This window comes from Streptomyces sp. NPDC094448 (assembly GCF_044763775.1).
Classification (GTDB): Bacteria; Actinomycetota; Actinomycetes; order Streptomycetales; family Streptomycetaceae; genus Streptomyces.
The window spans coordinates 25,422-41,524 of sequence record NZ_JBIWGU010000003.1 but is presented as its reverse complement, the minus strand read 5'-3'; the positions used below and the strand labels follow the sequence as shown (position 1 = coordinate 41,524).

Here is a 16,103-nt window from a genome sequence, read left to right as displayed (position 1 = left end):
TCCACCGGGTGCGGCCGGGCCGTGGCCGAAGAGGTCACCCGCATACTCCGGCCCCGGGACGCCGGGGGTCGTTGCCGCGTCTGCTGCCGGGACTTCAGCCGGTGTTCGGGACGGTCATGCGGTCGATCCACTCCTCGACGGCGTGGGCGGTGGTCTCGGCGTGCTCCCGCATCATCGTCAGATGGCCGCCGGGTGTGGTGGTGCTCGGGGCGAGGGGGAATTCGGCTTTCCGGCCGAGGATCGGGGCCTCGGCCGCCACGAGGAGGGCGGGCACCCGGGGGTGGTCCGGGTGCCATGCGGTGAACAGGTCGAAGTAGTGGCTCATGGCGGTGAGTCCGGCTGTGTCGAGGAGGTCCGCTTCACCGGTGTGTTCCCAGGAGCGCCAGGTCACTTCGTGCGCGAGGCCGGATGTGACCTCAGGGCCGACACCGGTGTCCAGGAGGACGACTCCGAGGGGTGGGTTCGGGTGGCCGGCGAGCTGCTGGGCCGTGGCGTAGGCGACCCAGCCGCCGCTGGAGTGTCCCAGTAGTACGTACGGTTCGCCCTCCGACGCCTCCCGTACGGCTTCGGCCACGGCGCCGACGAGCGCGTCCCGTGTGGACGGCAGGGATTCGCCGTCGGTGTAACCCGGGAGCGGCAGTACGGTCACGCCCCGGTGCGGGGGCAGATGCCGGACCAGTGTCCGGTACTGGAGCGGGTCGGCCGGGGCGGGCAGCGCGGGGACGCAGATGATGCGGGGCGCCCGCCCTCCCGGAGCCAGGACGGTCGGCCGGACCGGCACCACCCGGTCCTCCCGTTCGCACTCCGCGGCCAGCCGGGTCTCCACGGCGGCGCGTGCAATTGTCACGGCGGCGGCCGGGTCGCCGGCCCGGCGGGCGCCGTGATACCGGGCGACGGAGTGGTCCGGCCTCCCGCTATCGGCGCCGGGCAGGACGCTGGTGGGCGACAGGCGGGTGCCGAGATGCTCGGCCAGCTTCCGCGGGGTGGGGTGGTCGAAGACGGCTGTCGTGGCCAGACGCATGCCTGTCGCGGTGTTGAGTCCGTTGCGGAGCTGGACGGAGGTCAGGGAGTCGAACCCGGCGGCACGGAAGGGGCGGTCCGGGTCCACGGCTTCCTTGCCGGTATGTCCGAGCGCCGTGGCGGCGTGGTCGAGCACCAGGTCGAGCAGCGTGTATCGCAGCTCCGCGGCGTCGAGCCCGGCCAGTCGCACGGCGCCGGCGGGTGCGCTGTGCACCGCGGGGCGGGCAAGCCGGCTCCGTGGCCGGACGAGGTCGCGCAACAGGAGTGGCACGCCGTCCCGTCCGGTGTCCGCGCTGCCCAGAGCGGCCGTGGCGAGGAGCGGATCGTCGTAGCGTGCCGCCGCGTCGAAGAGGGCCAAGCCGTCCCGGTCGGTGAGGGACCGCAGGCCCTGGCCCCGCATGCGGGCCCGGTCGGCGCGGCCCAGATGGCCGGTCATACCGCTGTCCCGCTCCCAGTGCCCCCAGGCCAGCGATGTGCCCGGCAGGCCCTGGCCGCGCCGGTGGTGGGCGAGGGCGTCCAGGAAGGTATTGGCCGCGGCGTAGTTGGCCTGCCCGCCGGTGCCGAGCTGCCCGGCCATGGAGGAGTAGAGCACAAACACCGAGAGGTCCATGTCACGGGTGAGTTCGTGGAGGTTGAGGGCGGCGTCCGCCTTCGGGCGCAGTACCCGGTCCACCTGCCCGGGGGTCAGGGACGCGAGGGTGGCGTCGTCGAGGACACCGGCGGTGTGGACGACGGAGGTCAGAGGGTGCGTGGAGGGCACGGTATCGAGGAGGCCGCGCAGGGCGTCCCGGTCCGCGGCGTCGCAGGCGGCGATGGTGACCCGGGCGCCGAGCGAGGTCAGCTCGTCACGCAGCCGGGCCGCGCCCGGTGCCTCAGGTCCCCGGCGGCTGGTCAGCAGCAGGTGGCGCGTGCCGTGTTCGGTGACCAGATGGCGGGCGAGGAGGCTGCCGAGGGTTCCGGTGCCGCCGGTGATCAGGACGGTGCCGTCGGGGTCCGGGGTCCGGGGTGCGATCAGGACGTTCTTGCCGGTGTGCCTGGCCCGGCTCATATGGTGGAGCGCTTCGGGTGCGCGGCGGGCGTCCCACGCGACCACCGGGAGGGGAGTGGCGACGTCCTGCCGGATCAGGTCGGACAGCCCGGTGAGCAGGGTGTGCCACCGGGCGGTGTCCGCCGAGGACAGGTCGACGACCCGGTAGTTCACACCGGGATGATCGTCGGCGACGGTCGCGGGGTCGCGGAGGTCCGTCTTCCCCAGCTCGATGAAGTGTCCGCCGCGGGGCATCAGGCGCAGAGACGCGTCGATGAACTCCTTCGCCAGGCAGTTCAGTACGACGTCCACTCCGGCTCCCTCGGTGCGCTGGAGGAAGTCGCGCTCGAAGTCGAGGGCGCGGGAGGACGAAAGGTGGGTGCCGGGGATTCCCATGGCCCGGAGGGTGTCCCATTTGGCGGGGCTCGCGGTGGCGTAGACCTCGGCACCCAGATGCCGGGCGAGCCGGACGGCGGCCATACCGACCCCGCCGGCCGCGGCGTGGATCAGGACCTTGGCGTCCTTTTTGAGACCGCTGAGGCGTACCAGGGCGTCATAGGCGGTGAGGTACGCCACCGGCACGGTCGCCGCCTGAGGGAAGGACCAGCCGTCCGGGACGGGCAGCAGCCGCCGCTGGTCGGTGATGGCATCGGTGGCGAACACGGCACAGTCCGGCAGCAGCCCCATGACCCGGTCGCCGGAGGCCAGGCCGGTGACACCCGGCCCGGTACCGGTCACCACACCGGCCGCCTCCGCGAAAGAGGCGCTGCGGTCCTGGATCATCCCGAGGGCCAGCAGGACGAAGCGGAAGTTGATGCCGGTCGCGCGCACGGAGATCCGGACCTCCCCGTCGCCGAGCGGACGGTCCGCCTCGGGCGCGGGGGCCGGCCGCATGCAGTCGAAGGTGTTCGTGGTGCCGAACTCCACTTTCCAGGGCGTCCGGAGGTCCGGTGGCGTCAGCGCGGTCGTCGCGACGGCCGGTGCGAGCCGGGGCGTGCGCATCGTGCCGTCCCGCAGCGCCAACTGGGGTTCGCCGGTGGCCAGGGCGGCGGGCAGGGCCCGGAACGAGGCTTCCAGGCCGTCAAGGTCGGCGAGGGTGAACCGTCCGGGGTGCTCGTTCTGGGCGGAACGCAGCAGCCCCCAGAGCGCGGCCTGCCCGGGGGAGCGAAGCTCCTCGCCCGCCTCGGTGGTCACCGCGCGGTGCGTGACCACCAGCAGACGGGTGTCGGTGTGCCGGTCGTCGGCCAGCCACGTCTGAAGCTGTTCGACGGTCTCTCGGACGAGAGCGCGCACTCCGGACGCTGTGACGTCGTCGCCGTCCTGGAGCGGAGGGACCAGGACGGCTGTCTCCGGGATCGGCGCCCCGCCGGCGAAAGCCTGCCGGAGGGCCGCGAGATCCGGATGGCACAGACCGTCGGGTACGAGACCGGCCGTCACCGCGCGCAGCGCCGTACCGGAACCCGCCCAGGCCCAGCCCGTGCCGCCCGCGTCGTCGGCCGTGCCGAGCGGCTTCGTAGGCCAGACGACCCGGTGCAGAGCCGTCTCGGTGATCGTCGACGATCGCAGGGCCTGCTCGCTGACGGGCCGCAGGGCCAGTGCCCCGGCCGTGGCCACCGGCGCGCCGGCGGGGTCGCTCAGCGTGATGCCGACCGTGCCGTCCGGCGCGCGTACGAGACGGGCCCGCAGGCGGGTGGCTTCTGCGGCGTGGAGCCTGACGTCGTGCCAGGAGAACGGCAGCATCAGCCCGTCCGTACCGTCGGGGGAGACCGCGAGCAGCGCGTGCAGTACGGCGTCCAGCAGGGCGGGATGGAGGACGAAGCGGCCGGCGTCGGCGTGATGTTCCCGGTCGAGACCGGCCTCGGCCAGGATCGTGTCGCCGTCGCGCCATACGGCTGTCAGATTGCGGAAGGCCGGACCGTACTCGTAGCCGGTGTCCCGGAGCCGGGGGTACAGACCGCTGAGGTCGACGGGCGTGGCACCGGACGGGGGCCAGGGTTCGCCGGAGGGCGCGGTCGGCGGTGCGGGGGGCCCGGCCGACAGTACGCCGGAGGCATGACGGGTCCAGGGCGTGCCGTCGGCGGCGTTCTCGGCGCGCGAGTGGATGCGCAGGGTATACGTACCGTCGGAAGACGGCACGGCGGCGATCTGGATGCGGACGGCGTCGTCCCCGGGCAGGACGAGCGGCCGCTCCAGGACGAGTTCGGCGACACGGTCGCAGCCCAGCTGGGTGGCTGTGTGCAGGGCCAGATCCAGGAAGGCGGTACCGGGCAGCAGTACCGTCCCGCGTACGGCGTGGTCGGCCGGCCAGGGATGGGTGTGCCGGGACAGCCGTCCGGTCAGCAGCAGCTGCCCCGAATCGGCGAGGAAGGTCTGCGCGCCGAGCAGCGGATGGCCGGAGGCGTCCTGGCCGCCGGCTGCGGCACCGGAGCGCCTGCCCGAGGTTTCGTCCAGCCAGAACCGCTCGTGCTGGAAGGCGTACGTCGGCAGATCCACCGGCCGCGCGCCGGTTCCGGCGAACACCGTCGCCCAGTCGGCCGGGACCCCGTGGACATGGGCTTCGGCCAGCGCCCGGTGGAAGCGGTCCATGCCGCCGTCGTCGCGCCGCAGTGTCGACAGCACGGCGGCCGGGGAGCCCGCGGTCTCGGTGATCTCCAGCATGCTCATGGTGAGCACCGGATGCGGACTGATCTCGACGAGGGCGGTGTGCTCGTCGCGCAGGAGGGACTCCAGGGCGGGCGCGAACCGGACCGGCCGGCGCAGATTGCGGAACCAGTAGGAGGCGTCGAGCCCGCCGGTGCCGATGATGTCCCCGGTGACGGTGGAGCAGAACGGGAGCGTGCCCTGCCGGGGCCGGATGTCTGCGAGTTCGGCCGACAGCCGTTCCCGGAGGCGGTCGACGTGCGGGGAGTGCGACGCGTAGTCGACGGCGATCCTCCGGGCCCACACCCCGCGCTCCTCGCACCGGGACAGCAGCTCCGCGAGCGCCTGCGCGTCGCCGGACACGACCGTACTGCCGGGACTGTTGTGAGCGGCGACGGACAGCCGCCCCGCCCAGCCGCCGGCCAGTTCTCCGGCGTCCTCGGCGCAGAGTGCCAGGGTTGCCATACCGCCGGTGCCGGAGAGTTCGAGCAGCGCCCTGCCGCGCAGCGCGACCACCTTCGCCGCGTCCTCCAGGCTCAGGGCACCGGCGACACAGGCCGCGGCAATCTCGCCCTGGCTGTGGCCGATGACGGCGTCGGGCTCCACTCCGTGCGCCTGCCACAGCGCGGCGAGCGACACCATGACGGCGAACAGCACCGGCTGCACCACATCCACCCGGTCGAGACCGGGCGCGTCCGGCGCACCGCGCAGGACGTCCGTCAGCGACCATTCCACATGCGGGGACAGCGCCCGGGAACACGCCTCCATGCGCTCGGCGAAGACCGGTGACGACGCCAGCAGGCCGACGGCCATGCCCGGCCACTGGGAGCCCTGGCCGGGAAAGACGAAGGCCGTGCGCGCCGGAGCGTGGGCCGTGCCCCGTACGACGTCCGGTGATGCGTCGCCGTCCGCCAGCCGTCGCAGCGCCGCGGTCAGCTGCTCGCGGTCGGTGCCGAACACTGCCGCGCGGTGCTCGAACCGTGCCCGGGTGGCGGCCAGTGACCAGCCCACGTCGACGGGGGCGAGGGTCTCGTGCTCCCGCAGGCGCGTCAGCAGCCGCTGTCCCTGGGCCCGCAGTGCCTCGGCAGTCCGTGCCGACAGGATCCAGGGCCTCATGGATTCGGGTGCGACCGGTTCACCGGCGGGTGGTACCGGTTGCCGGGGCACGGCCGGCGGCGGAGGCGGAGCCTCCTCCACGATCACATGGACGTTGGTGCCGCTCACTCCGTAGGACAGGACCCCGGCCCGGCGCGGCCGCCCGAGACCGGGCCAGGGGATCGACTCGGTGAGCAGCCGCAGATGCCCGCTGTCCCAGTCGACTTCGGGGTTCGGTGTCCCGGCGTGGAGGGTCTTGGGCAGGGTGCGGTGCCGGATGGCCTGGATCACCTTGATCAGACCGGCCGGACCCGCCGCGGCGAGGGTGTGCCCGATATTGGACTTCACCGAGCCCACCTGGACCGGCCGGTCCGCCGGCCGGTCCTGCCCGTAGGTGGCGAGCAGAGCGCCCGCCTCGACCGGGTCGCCCAGGCGGGTCCCGGTGCCATGGGCCTCCACCAGATCCACGTCCCCGGCCGTGAGCCGGCAGTCGGCCAGGGCCGCCCGGACGACGCGCTGCTGCGCGGCTCCGCTCGGGGCGGAGAGACCCTGGCTCGCGCCGTCCTGGTTCCAGGCCGTGCCCCGGATCACCGCCAGGACCGGGTGCCCGTGGCGCTGTGCGTCCGAGAGCCGCTCCAGTACCAGCATCGCGGCGCCCTCGGCCACGCCGAACCCCCGGGCCCCGCTGCCGAAGGCGCGGCTGCGGCCGTCCTCGGCCAGTACCCCCTGCCGGCTGAAGTCCACCAGCAGACCGGGTGTCCCGTGGACCGATGCCCCACCCGCCAGGGCCAGCGGGCACTCGCCCGACCGGAGCGACCGGACGGCCAGATGCACCGCTGCGAGACCGGACGAGCAGGAGGTGTCGACGACACTCGCCGGGCCTTCGAGTCCCATAGTGTACGAGAGGCGTCCGGCGGCGACACCGGTCGAGCCGATCAGCAGATGCCCCTCCGAATCGCATCCCTCGTGCATCCGCGGTCCGTAGTCGGTGTGGAAGGCGCCCACGAACGATCCGGCGCCGGTGCCACGCAGCGATTCCGGGACGATTCCGGCGCGTTCGCACGCCTCCCACGCCGTCTCCAGCAGCAGCCGCTGATGCGGGTGCATGGCCGCGGCCTCCCGCGGCCCGATGCCGAAGAACCGGGCGTCGAAACCGGCCGGATCGTCGAGGAAACCGCCCTGCCGGATGGAGAAGGTGCCCCGGCTCCGCCGGTCCGCGTTGTACAGCGAACCAAGGTCCCAGCCGCGGGAAGCGGGCAGTTCGCCGATCACCTCCCCGCCGGAGGCCACCAGCTGCCAGAGCCCCTCCGGAGTGGAGATACCACCGGCGAAGCGGCAAGCCATCCCGATCACGGCGACCGGCTCGTTCCGATACCGCGGCCGGTCCGACGTCTCCCGGGAACCGCCCGCGGGGGCGGTCCCGTCGTCGGACGGGGCGGCTGCTGCGAAGGTGCTCATGGCGATGTTCCTTCAGGCCGTGCCGCCGGGGGCGCGCTCGGCCGTGGTCCGGTAACAGGAATGGAGGAGCGGGAGTGGCGTTCGTCCTGTGCACCGGCGGTGGCGAACGTCTTCCCCCCGGCTCCGCCGGACATCGACGACCGCTGCACCCCTGGTACACCGCTCGCAGGGGGATTCGCCCCGCCGTTCGGCCGGGCTGATGCGAAGTATGGCGAAGTGGCCTGCTGGGCAGGGGCGTTGGGCGAACCCGTTCGAGTGGACCTGGAGACAGCTGTACGATCCTCGGCCGCAGCTTCGCGGGTGCCGGGCGGGTGCGCGGCGGCTCGCCACCGTGGCTGCGCTCCGCGCCGTCCTCGGATACCGCATCCGGCCGGCACGGCCGCCGGAGAGCGCATGGTCTTCGGCTACGGCCCCGGCCGGGCGCGCCTGCGCCCGCCGCCCGGGACCGGACTGCCGTCAGCCCGCCCGGCCGGGCGCCCTTGCGTACGGCCCGGCCGAAGTCTCGCAAATTCCTTAGCCCGTTCCTGCTTCGCTGGTCCTTCCGTGAAACGAAGGGGAATGGGATGGCCAAGAGCGCGCTGATCACCGGCGTCACCGGACAGGACGGGTCTTATCTGGCGGAGCATCTGCTCTCCCTGGGGTACCGGGTCTGGGGGCTGACCAGGGGGCAGGCGAACCCGCGCAAGGACCGTGTCAGCCGGCTGATCCCCGATCTCCGATTCGTCGACGGCGATCTGATGGACCAGGGCAGTCTGGTCTCCGCGCTCAACGCGGTGCAGCCCGACGAGGTCTACAACCTGGGGGCGATCTCCTTCGTACCGATGTCGTGGCAGCAGCCGGAGCTGGTCACCGAGGTCAATGGAACGGGTGTGCTGCGGATGCTGGAGGCCATCCGGATCGTCAGCGGCCTCAGCAAGCCGTCGTCGAGCAGCGTTGTCGCCGGGCAGATCCGCTTCTACCAGGCCTCCTCGTCCGAGATGTTCGGCATGGTGACACAGACACCCCAGAACGAGACGACCTCGTTCCACCCGCGCAGCCCCTACGGTGTGGTGAAGACGTACGGCCACTACATGACCCGGAACTACCGGGAGTCCTACGGTATGTACGCGGTCTCCGGGATCCTGTTCAACCATGAGTCGCCGCGGCGGGGCGCAGAGTTCGTGACCAGGAAGATCTCGCTGGCCGTCGCACGGATAAAGCTGGGCCTTCAGGAGCGGCTGAGCCTGGGGAATCTCGATGCGGTACGGGACTGGGGCTTCGCCGGTGACTACGTCCGCGCCATGCATCTGATGCTCCAGCAGGGCCGGCCGGAAGACTATGTGGTGGGCACCGGGCAGATGCACTCGGTACGCGACGCCGCCCGGATCGCATTCGACTGCGTGGGGCTGAACTGGGAGGACCATGTCGTCGTCGATCCCGGACTGGTACGTCCCGCGGAGGTGGAGACGCTCTGCGCGGACTCCTCCAGCGCCCGTAAGCAGCTGGACTGGAAGCCGACGGTGGACTTCCCCGGACTGATGCGGATGATGGTCGAGTCGGACCTGAGGCAGGCGCGTCTGGTACGAGAGCACGGCGCCGCACTCTCCGGGGCCCGCTGGTAGCTCCGGTGGCACCCGGACCTGCGATCCGGGCACCCACCGGTCCCCGGCGCGGGACCGGTACGCGGTGGTGGGGCAGTGCCGCTCCGCCGCCGGCCGATGCTCCGGCCGCCGGTGGGACCGGAGCCGTTCCGGACACCTCCACGGCGCCCGAAAGATCAGCGGTGCCGCGACAGGGCGAGGACCGCCAGCGCAATGGCCGTGCCTTCCCGGCCCAGCCGTTCCGTGTACCGCCGCAGCATCGCGTTCTCCCGGGCGAGCGGCGACACCGGCAGACCCGAGGCACGCCGGTCCGACTGCCGGCCACGGGCCTGCCGCGCTCGCAGGAGCACCAGAGCGATCAGCTGCTCGTCGAGCCGGTCGAGTTCGTCCGGCTCGGAGGGCCCGGCGAGTCGGTCGGGCGCCGAGCCGCCCTCCACGGTTTCGGACATGCCGCCGATCCTGCCCTCACGCCGCTGTGTAAACCCCTAGTCCATGACTAGGGAATTTCCTGGCGCGGCCGATCGGAGACTAGCGCTGATCCGCAGGTACGCGCGGCTTTGCCACGCCCGGTCCCCTGCTGTCCGCCGGTCTTCCAGATGGATTGAGTTGATATGGGCAACGAGCAGAAACTCCGGGACTACCTCAAGCGGGCCGGCGCGGATCTGCAACGCTCACGGCAGCGGGTGAACGAGCTGGAGGCGGCGGCCAACGAGCCGATCGCCGTCATCGGGATGAGCTGCCGCTACCCCGGCGGGGTCGCTTCCCCCGAAGACCTGTGGGACATGCTCGTGGCGGAACGGGACGGCATCACCGGGCTGCCCGCCGACCGTGGCTGGGAGTTCGATCCCGCGGACGGGCCCATGGACATCCGCGGCGGATTCCTCCACGGCGCCGCCGACTTCGACCCCGCTTTCTTCGGTATCTCACCCCGCGAGGCCCTCTCCATGGACCCGCAGCAGCGGGTGCTGCTGGAAGCGTCCTGGGAGGCCTTCGAACGGGCCGGCATCGACCCGCTCGCCCTGCGCTCCACCCGTACCGGCCTCTTCGTCGGCGCGATGCCGCAGGAGTACCGCACCGGGCCCGACGACGATGTGCAGGGCTTCGTCCTGACCGGCAACGCGACCAGCGTCATCTCCGGCCGGCTGGCCTACGTCCTCGGTACGGTCGGCCCGGCCGTGACCGTGGACACCGCCTGCTCCTCCTCCCTCGTCGCCCTGCACCTGGCCGCGCAGTCGCTGCGCTCCGGGGAGTCCGGACTCGCGCTCGCCGCGGGCGTCACCGTCATGTCCAGCCCCACCACCTTCGTGGAGTTCGCCCGGCAGGGCGGGCTGGCCGCGGACGGCCGCTGCCGCTCCTTCGCCGAGGCCGCGAACGGCACCGGCTGGGCCGAAGGCGTCGGCGTGCTCGTCCTGGAGCGGCTCGCGGACGCCCGCCGCAACGGGCACCGGGTCCTGGCCGTCGTCCGTGGCACCGCCGTCAACCAGGACGGCGCGTCCAACGGGCTGACCGCCCCCAACGGACCCTCCCAGCAGCGGGTCATCGAGCAGGCACTCCGGGCTGCCCGGCTCTCCGCCGACCAGGTGGACGCGGTCGAGGCCCACGGTACGGGCACCACCCTGGGCGACCCGGTCGAGGCCCAGGCGCTGCTCGCGACGTACGGCCGGGACCGTGACCCCGCGCGGCCGCTGCTGCTCGGCTCCGTGAAGTCCAACCTCAGCCACACCCAGGCCGCCGCCGGGGTGGCCGGCGTCATCAAGACGGTGCTCGCCCTGCGGCACGAACTGCTGCCCCGGACCCTGCACGTCGACGAGCCGTCCACCCATGTGGACTGGTCGGCGGGCACCGTACGCCTGCTCACCGAGCCCACCCCGTGGCCGAAGCGCGAGGAACCGCGCCGGGCCGGAGTCTCCTCCTTCGGCCTCAGCGGTACGAATGCGCACGCCATCATCGAGCAGGCCCCCGAGGACGCCGCCGCGCCCGAGCCGCGGATCCCGGGGGCCGCCGCGCCGGGCCCGCTGCCGTGGCTGGTGTCCGGCCGTACCCCGGCGGCCCTGCGCGCCCAGGCGGCACGGCTGCTGGAGTTCCTGGACGCCGACCCGCGGCACGCCGACACCGATCTCGCGTACTCCCTCGCCACCACCCGGGCCGGCCTGGAGCACCGTGCCGTGATCACCGCGGCCGACCGGGCCGGGGTCCGGTCCGCGCTCGCGGCGCTCAGGGACGGCGAGGACGGGACCGCAGTACGGGGCGCGGTCCGGGCACGTACCAGGCTCGGGCTCCTCTTTCCCGGGCAGGGTTCGCAGCGGGCCGGTACGGGCCGTGAGCTGTACGGCCGGTTCCCGGTGTTCGCCACCGCCCTGGACGAGGCCCTGGAGCACCTGGACCACGGGTACGAAGTCCCCTTGCGCGAGGTGCTGTTCGCCGCCGAGGGCAGCGCTGAGGCGGCCCTGCTCGACCGTACGGGCTATGCCCAGCCCGCCCTGTTCGCCGTCGAGGTCGCTCTCTTCCGGCTGGTCGAATCCCTCGGGATCACACCGGACTTCCTCACCGGCCACTCCGTCGGCGAGATCGCCGCCGCGCACTGCGCCGGGGTGTTCACCCTCGCCGACGCATGCACGCTGGTCGCCGCCCGGGCCCGCCTGATGCAGGCCCTCCCCGAAGGCGGCGCCATGATCGCCGTCGAGGCCACCGAGGACGAGGTACTCGCCCGGCTCACCGGCGGAGTCTCCGTCGCCGCCGTCAACGGACCGGACGCCGTCGTCGTCGCCGGAACCGCCGACGAGACCGCCGCCGTCGGAGCGCACTTCGCCGGACTCGGCCGCCGGACCAGGCCGCTGCGCGTTTCGCACGCCTTCCACTCGCCCCTGATGGAGCCGATGCTCGCGGAGTACCGCGCCGTCGTCGCCGGACTGACCCCGCAGGCCCCGGCCGTCCCGGTGATCTCCACTCTCACCGGCGTCCCCGCCACCGCCGCACAGTTCGCCTCACCCGACTACTGGGCCGACCACGCCCGCCGCACCGTCCGCTTCGCCGACGCGCTCGACTGGCTCACCGGCCACGGCACCGGCGCCTTCCTCGAACTGGGCCCCGACGGAATCCTGTCCGCCCTGGCCCGGACCCGCCCCGAGGAGCCGGTGGCGAACCCGCTGCTGCGCCCCGGCCGTCCCGAGGCCGACACCTTCACCGAGGCCGTCGCCGCCCTCCACGTGCACGGGGTCCGCGTCCGGTGGGACGCCTGGTTCACGGGAACCGGGGCCCGCCCCGTCGACCTGCCCACCTACGCCTTCGAACACCGCGCCTTCTGGCCCCGCACCGCGCTCGGCCGGCCCGCCGGAGACGTACGCGGCGCCGGTCTGGGCGCGGCCCGCCACCCGCTGCTGGCCGCCGCCGTGTCGCTCGCCAACTCCGACGGACTGCTGCTCACCGGCCGGCTCTCCGTCCGGTCCCACCCCTGGCTGGCCCAGCACACCGTACGCGGCACCGTACTGCTGCCCGGCACCGGCTTCCTGGAACTGGCCGTCCGGGCCGGCGACGAGGTCGGCTGCAATCTGATCGAGGAACTCACCCTCGCCGCGCCCCTGGTCCTGCCCGAACAGGGCGGCGTACAGGTACAGGTGTGGGCCGGCAGCCCCGACGAGACCGGCCGCCGCACCCTGACCGTCCACTCCCGGCCCGACAGCGACCGGGATGCGGGGGCCGCCGGCGAACAGCCGTGGACGCAGCACGCCCAGGGAGTGCTGGCCACCACGGACCGGCCCGCCCCGGCCGGGGAGGGGTTCGCGGCCGGAGCCTGGCCCCCGGCTGGCGCCCGCCCGCTGGACCTCGACGGGTTCTACGGCCGGACGGCCGAGGCCGGATTCGCCTACGGGCCGCTGTTCCAGGGCATACGGGCCGCCTGGCAGGCCGGCGACGACGTGTACGCCGAGGTGGCGCTGCCCGAAACCGGGACGGCCACGGACGTGTTCGGCATCCACCCCGCACTGCTCGACGCGGCCCTGCACCCCTGCGCCTTCCTCGACCTCGGCGAACACGGGACCGGTGGAGTGCCCTTCGCCTGGCAGGACGTCACCCTGCACGCCACCGGTGCCACCGCGGTCCGGGTCAGACTCTCCTCCGCCGGAGACGGCGCGGTCACCCTGGACGTCGCCGACACCGACGGCCGCCCGGTCGCCACCGTCGGCTCACTCGTCCTGCGCCCCCTGCGGGACACCGCGCCGGACCCCGCCACTGCGCCGGTCCGCGATTCCCTGTTCGAACTCCGCTGGACCCGGCCGCCCGGCGGCACCACGCAGCCCGCCCCGCCCTCCGTCGCCGTCCTCGGCACCGATCCGTGGGGCCTCGGCACCCCGCTGGTCCGGACCGAGGGCGCCGCCCCGCCCGCCGAGGTCGTCGCCCCCGTCTCCGCGGCGCCCGCCGAGGACCCGGCCGCCGCCGCGCACCCGCTGACCGCGCAGGTGCTCCGGCAGATCCAGGAGTGGCTCGCCGACGAGACCACGGCCGACGCCCGGCTGACCTTCGTCACCCGCGGCGCGGTCGCCACGGCCGACGGCGAGGGCGTCACCGATCCGGCGGCCGCGGCCGTCTGGGGCCTCGTCCGCTCCGCCCAGGCCGAGCACCCCGGCCGGTTCGGCCTCCTCGACCTCGACCCCGGCGCGCCCGCCGCCCTGCCCCCGCAGGCCCTGGCGGGCGACGAACCGCAGCTCGCCGTCCGCGACGGCGCCGTCCTCGCGGCCCGGCTCGTCCGGGCCCGCCGGAAGCAGGCGGAACCGGCTCTCGACCCCGAGGGCACCGTCCTGATCACCGGCGGCCTCGGCGGCCTCGGCCGGATCCTGGCCCGCCACCTCGTCACCGAGCGCGGTGTACGCCGTCTGCTGCTGGCGAGCCGGCGCGGCCCCGCCACCGAGGATGCCGCCGAATTCACCGGCGAACTGGAGGCCCTCGGCGCACAGGTCGCCGTCGAAAGCTGCGACCTCACCGACCGGGCCGCCGTCACCCGGCTGCTGGCGGCCGTGCCCGCCGCGCATCCGCTCACCGCCGTGGTGCACACCGCGGGCATCCTCGACGACGGCGTCCTCACCGCCCTCACCCCGGAACGGATCAGCGCCGTCCTGCGGCCCAAGGCCGATGCCCTCTGGCACCTCCACCGAGCCACCGCGGAAAGCTGCCCCGACCTGGCCGCCTTCGTGGTGTTCTCCTCCCTCTCCGGCTCCGTGGGCGCGCCGGGCCAGGGCAACTACGCCGCCGCGAACGCCTTCGCCGACGCCCTCGCCCAGTCGCGCCGCGCCGCCGGACTGCCAGCCCGCTCACTCGGCTGGGGACCGTGGGCCCTCACCGCCGGAATGACGGGCACGATGACCGGGGCCGACCTGGAGCGGCTCGCCCGCAGCGGCACCCCCGCCCTCACGGTGCGGGAAGGACTCGCCCTGTTCGACGCGGCCCTCGCCGTGGACGCGCCGGTCCTGCTGCCCGCCCGGCTCGACCTGCCCGTACTGGGCGCGCTGGGCGACGTACCGCCGCTGCTGCGCGGACTCGTCCGCCCCGCCGTGCGGCGCGCGGTCGTCGCCGGGTCCGAAGCCGCCGCCGGACTCGTCCGGCAACTCGCCCGCCTCGACGGGAAGGACCGGACCGAGACCGTCGTCGCCCTCGTCCGCACCCAGGTCGCCGCCGTACTGCGGCACGGCGGACCCGACGACGTGGACCCGCTCCACCGGTTCCAGGACCTCGGCTTCGATTCGCTCACCGCCGTCGAACTCCGCAACCGGCTGCGCCTGCACACCGGGCTGCGCACCTCCGCCACCGTGATCTTCGACTATCCGACGGTCACCGCGCTCGCCGCGCACCTCGTCGACGAACTCATGGGCGACCGGGGCGCCGTCGCCACGGACCCCGCCCCGCGCACCACCGCGGCCTCCGACGACCCGATCGCCATCGTCGGCATGAGCTGCCGCTACCCGGGCGGCGTCGCCTCCCCCGACGACCTCTGGCGACTGGTCCGCGACGGCACCGACGCCATCTCCGGTCTGCCCACCGACCGGGGCTGGGACCTCGACGGGCTCTACCACCCGGACCCGGACCACCCCGGCACCGCCTACACCCGCTCCGGCGGATTCCTCCACGAGGCAGCCGAGTTCGACCCCGGCTTCTTCGGTATGAGCCCGCGCGAGGCGCTGGCCACCGACGCCCAGCAGCGGCTGCTGCTGGAGGCCTCCTGGGAGGCGATCGAACATGCGGGCATCGACCCGGTCTCGCTGCGCGGATCCCGGACCGGCGTCTTCGCGGGCGTCATGTACAACGACTACGCGGCCACCCTCGCCGACAGCCGCTTCGAAGGCCACCAGGGCAGCGGCACCTCGCCGTCCATCGCCTCCGGCCGGGTCTCCTACACCCTCGGCCTCGAAGGCCCGGCCGTCACCGTGGACACCGCCTGCTCCTCCTCACTCGTCGCCATGCACTGGGCCATGCAGGCCCTGCGCGCCGGTGACTGCCCGCTCGCCCTCGCGGGCGGCGTGACCGTCATGTCCACCCCGACGTCCCTCATCGAGTTCTCCCGCCAGCGCGGCCTCTCCCCGGACGGCCGCTGCAAGGCCTACTCCGACTCCGCCGACGGTGTCGGCTGGGCGGAGGGAGTCGGCGTCCTGGTCCTGGAGCGGCTCTCCGACGCCCGCCGCAACGGACACCGGGTCCTGGCCCTGGTCCGCGGTTCCGCCGTCAACCAGGACGGCGCCTCCAACGGCCTGACCGCCCCCAACGGGCCCGCCCAGCAGCGCGTCATCCGCCAGGCCCTGTCCGGCGCCGGGCTCACCACCGCGGACATCGACGTCGTCGAGGGCCACGGCACCGGCACCACCCTCGGCGACCCCATCGAGGCCCAGGCGCTGCTCGCCACCTACGGACAGGACCGCGACCCCGCACGGCCGTTGCTGCTCGGCTCGGTCAAGTCCAATATCGGCCACACCCAGGCAGCCGCCGGTGTCGCCGGAGTCATCAAGACCGTCATGGCCCTGCGCCACGGCCTCGTCCCGCGCAGCCTGTACGCCGCCGAGCCGTCCCGGCACGTCGAATGGCAGACCGGAGCCGTCGAACTGCTGGCCGATGAGACGGCCTGGCCCGAGACCGGCCGGCCGCGCCGCGCCGGAGTCTCCTCCTTCGGGATCAGCGGCACCAACGCCCATGTCCTCATCGAGCAGGCCCCGCCGCTGCCCGCGCCGGCCGCACGCGAGGAGACCCCGGTCACCGCCTGGCCGCTCTCCGGCCGGACCCGGACCGCGCTGCGCGACCAGGCC

Annotated in this window: 4 protein-coding genes (1 of these 4 only partly in view); 2 read left to right on the top strand and 2 right to left on the bottom strand. The window is 73.7% G+C overall.

What is annotated here, in order from left to right:
* Window positions 1–94: 94 nt before the first annotated feature.
* The gene (locus tag ACIQ9E_RS06650; protein ID WP_403702986.1) at window positions 95–7,240 is read right to left on the bottom strand and encodes an SDR family NAD(P)-dependent oxidoreductase; all 7,146 of its coding nucleotides are present in this window, start codon (window positions 7,238–7,240) and stop codon (window positions 95–97) included.
* 563 nt (window positions 7,241–7,803) lie between these two features.
* Between ACIQ9E_RS06650 and ACIQ9E_RS06645 the strand changes: the two genes are divergently transcribed.
* Window positions 7,804–8,841, top strand: a complete 1,038-nt coding sequence (locus tag ACIQ9E_RS06645; RefSeq protein ID WP_403702983.1) for a GDP-mannose 4,6-dehydratase — start codon at window positions 7,804–7,806, stop codon at window positions 8,839–8,841.
* Between the two features lie 155 nt (window positions 8,842–8,996).
* Here the strand turns inward: ACIQ9E_RS06645 and ACIQ9E_RS06640 are convergent, their stop codons facing one another.
* Window positions 8,997–9,269 (bottom strand): chorismate mutase, encoded by a 273-nt coding sequence (locus ACIQ9E_RS06640; protein ID WP_403702980.1) that lies wholly within the window; start codon window positions 9,267–9,269, stop codon window positions 8,997–8,999.
* 162 nt (window positions 9,270–9,431) lie between these two features.
* On the opposite strand from ACIQ9E_RS06640, the gene ACIQ9E_RS06635 reads away from it, so the two are divergent.
* Window positions 9,432–16,103, top strand: the 5' portion of a protein-coding gene (locus ACIQ9E_RS06635; protein ID WP_403702977.1) for a type I polyketide synthase. It continues 22,257 nt past the right edge of the window; only the first 6,672 of its 28,929 coding nucleotides appear in the window; it begins with the start codon at window positions 9,432–9,434; its stop codon lies off the right edge, out of view.

Bases quoted from the DNA above. Each gene is read 5' to 3' on its own strand.
- ACIQ9E_RS06650 (WP_403702986.1), bottom strand. From the start codon at position 7,240: ATGAGCACCTTCGCAGCAGCCGCCCCGTCCGACGACGGGACCGCCCCC.
- ACIQ9E_RS06640 (WP_403702980.1), bottom strand. From the start codon at position 9,269: ATGTCCGAAACCGTGGAGGGCGGCTCGGCGCCCGACCGACTCGCCGGG.
- ACIQ9E_RS06645 (WP_403702983.1), top strand. From the start codon at position 7,804: ATGGCCAAGAGCGCGCTGATCACCGGCGTCACCGGACAGGACGGGTCT.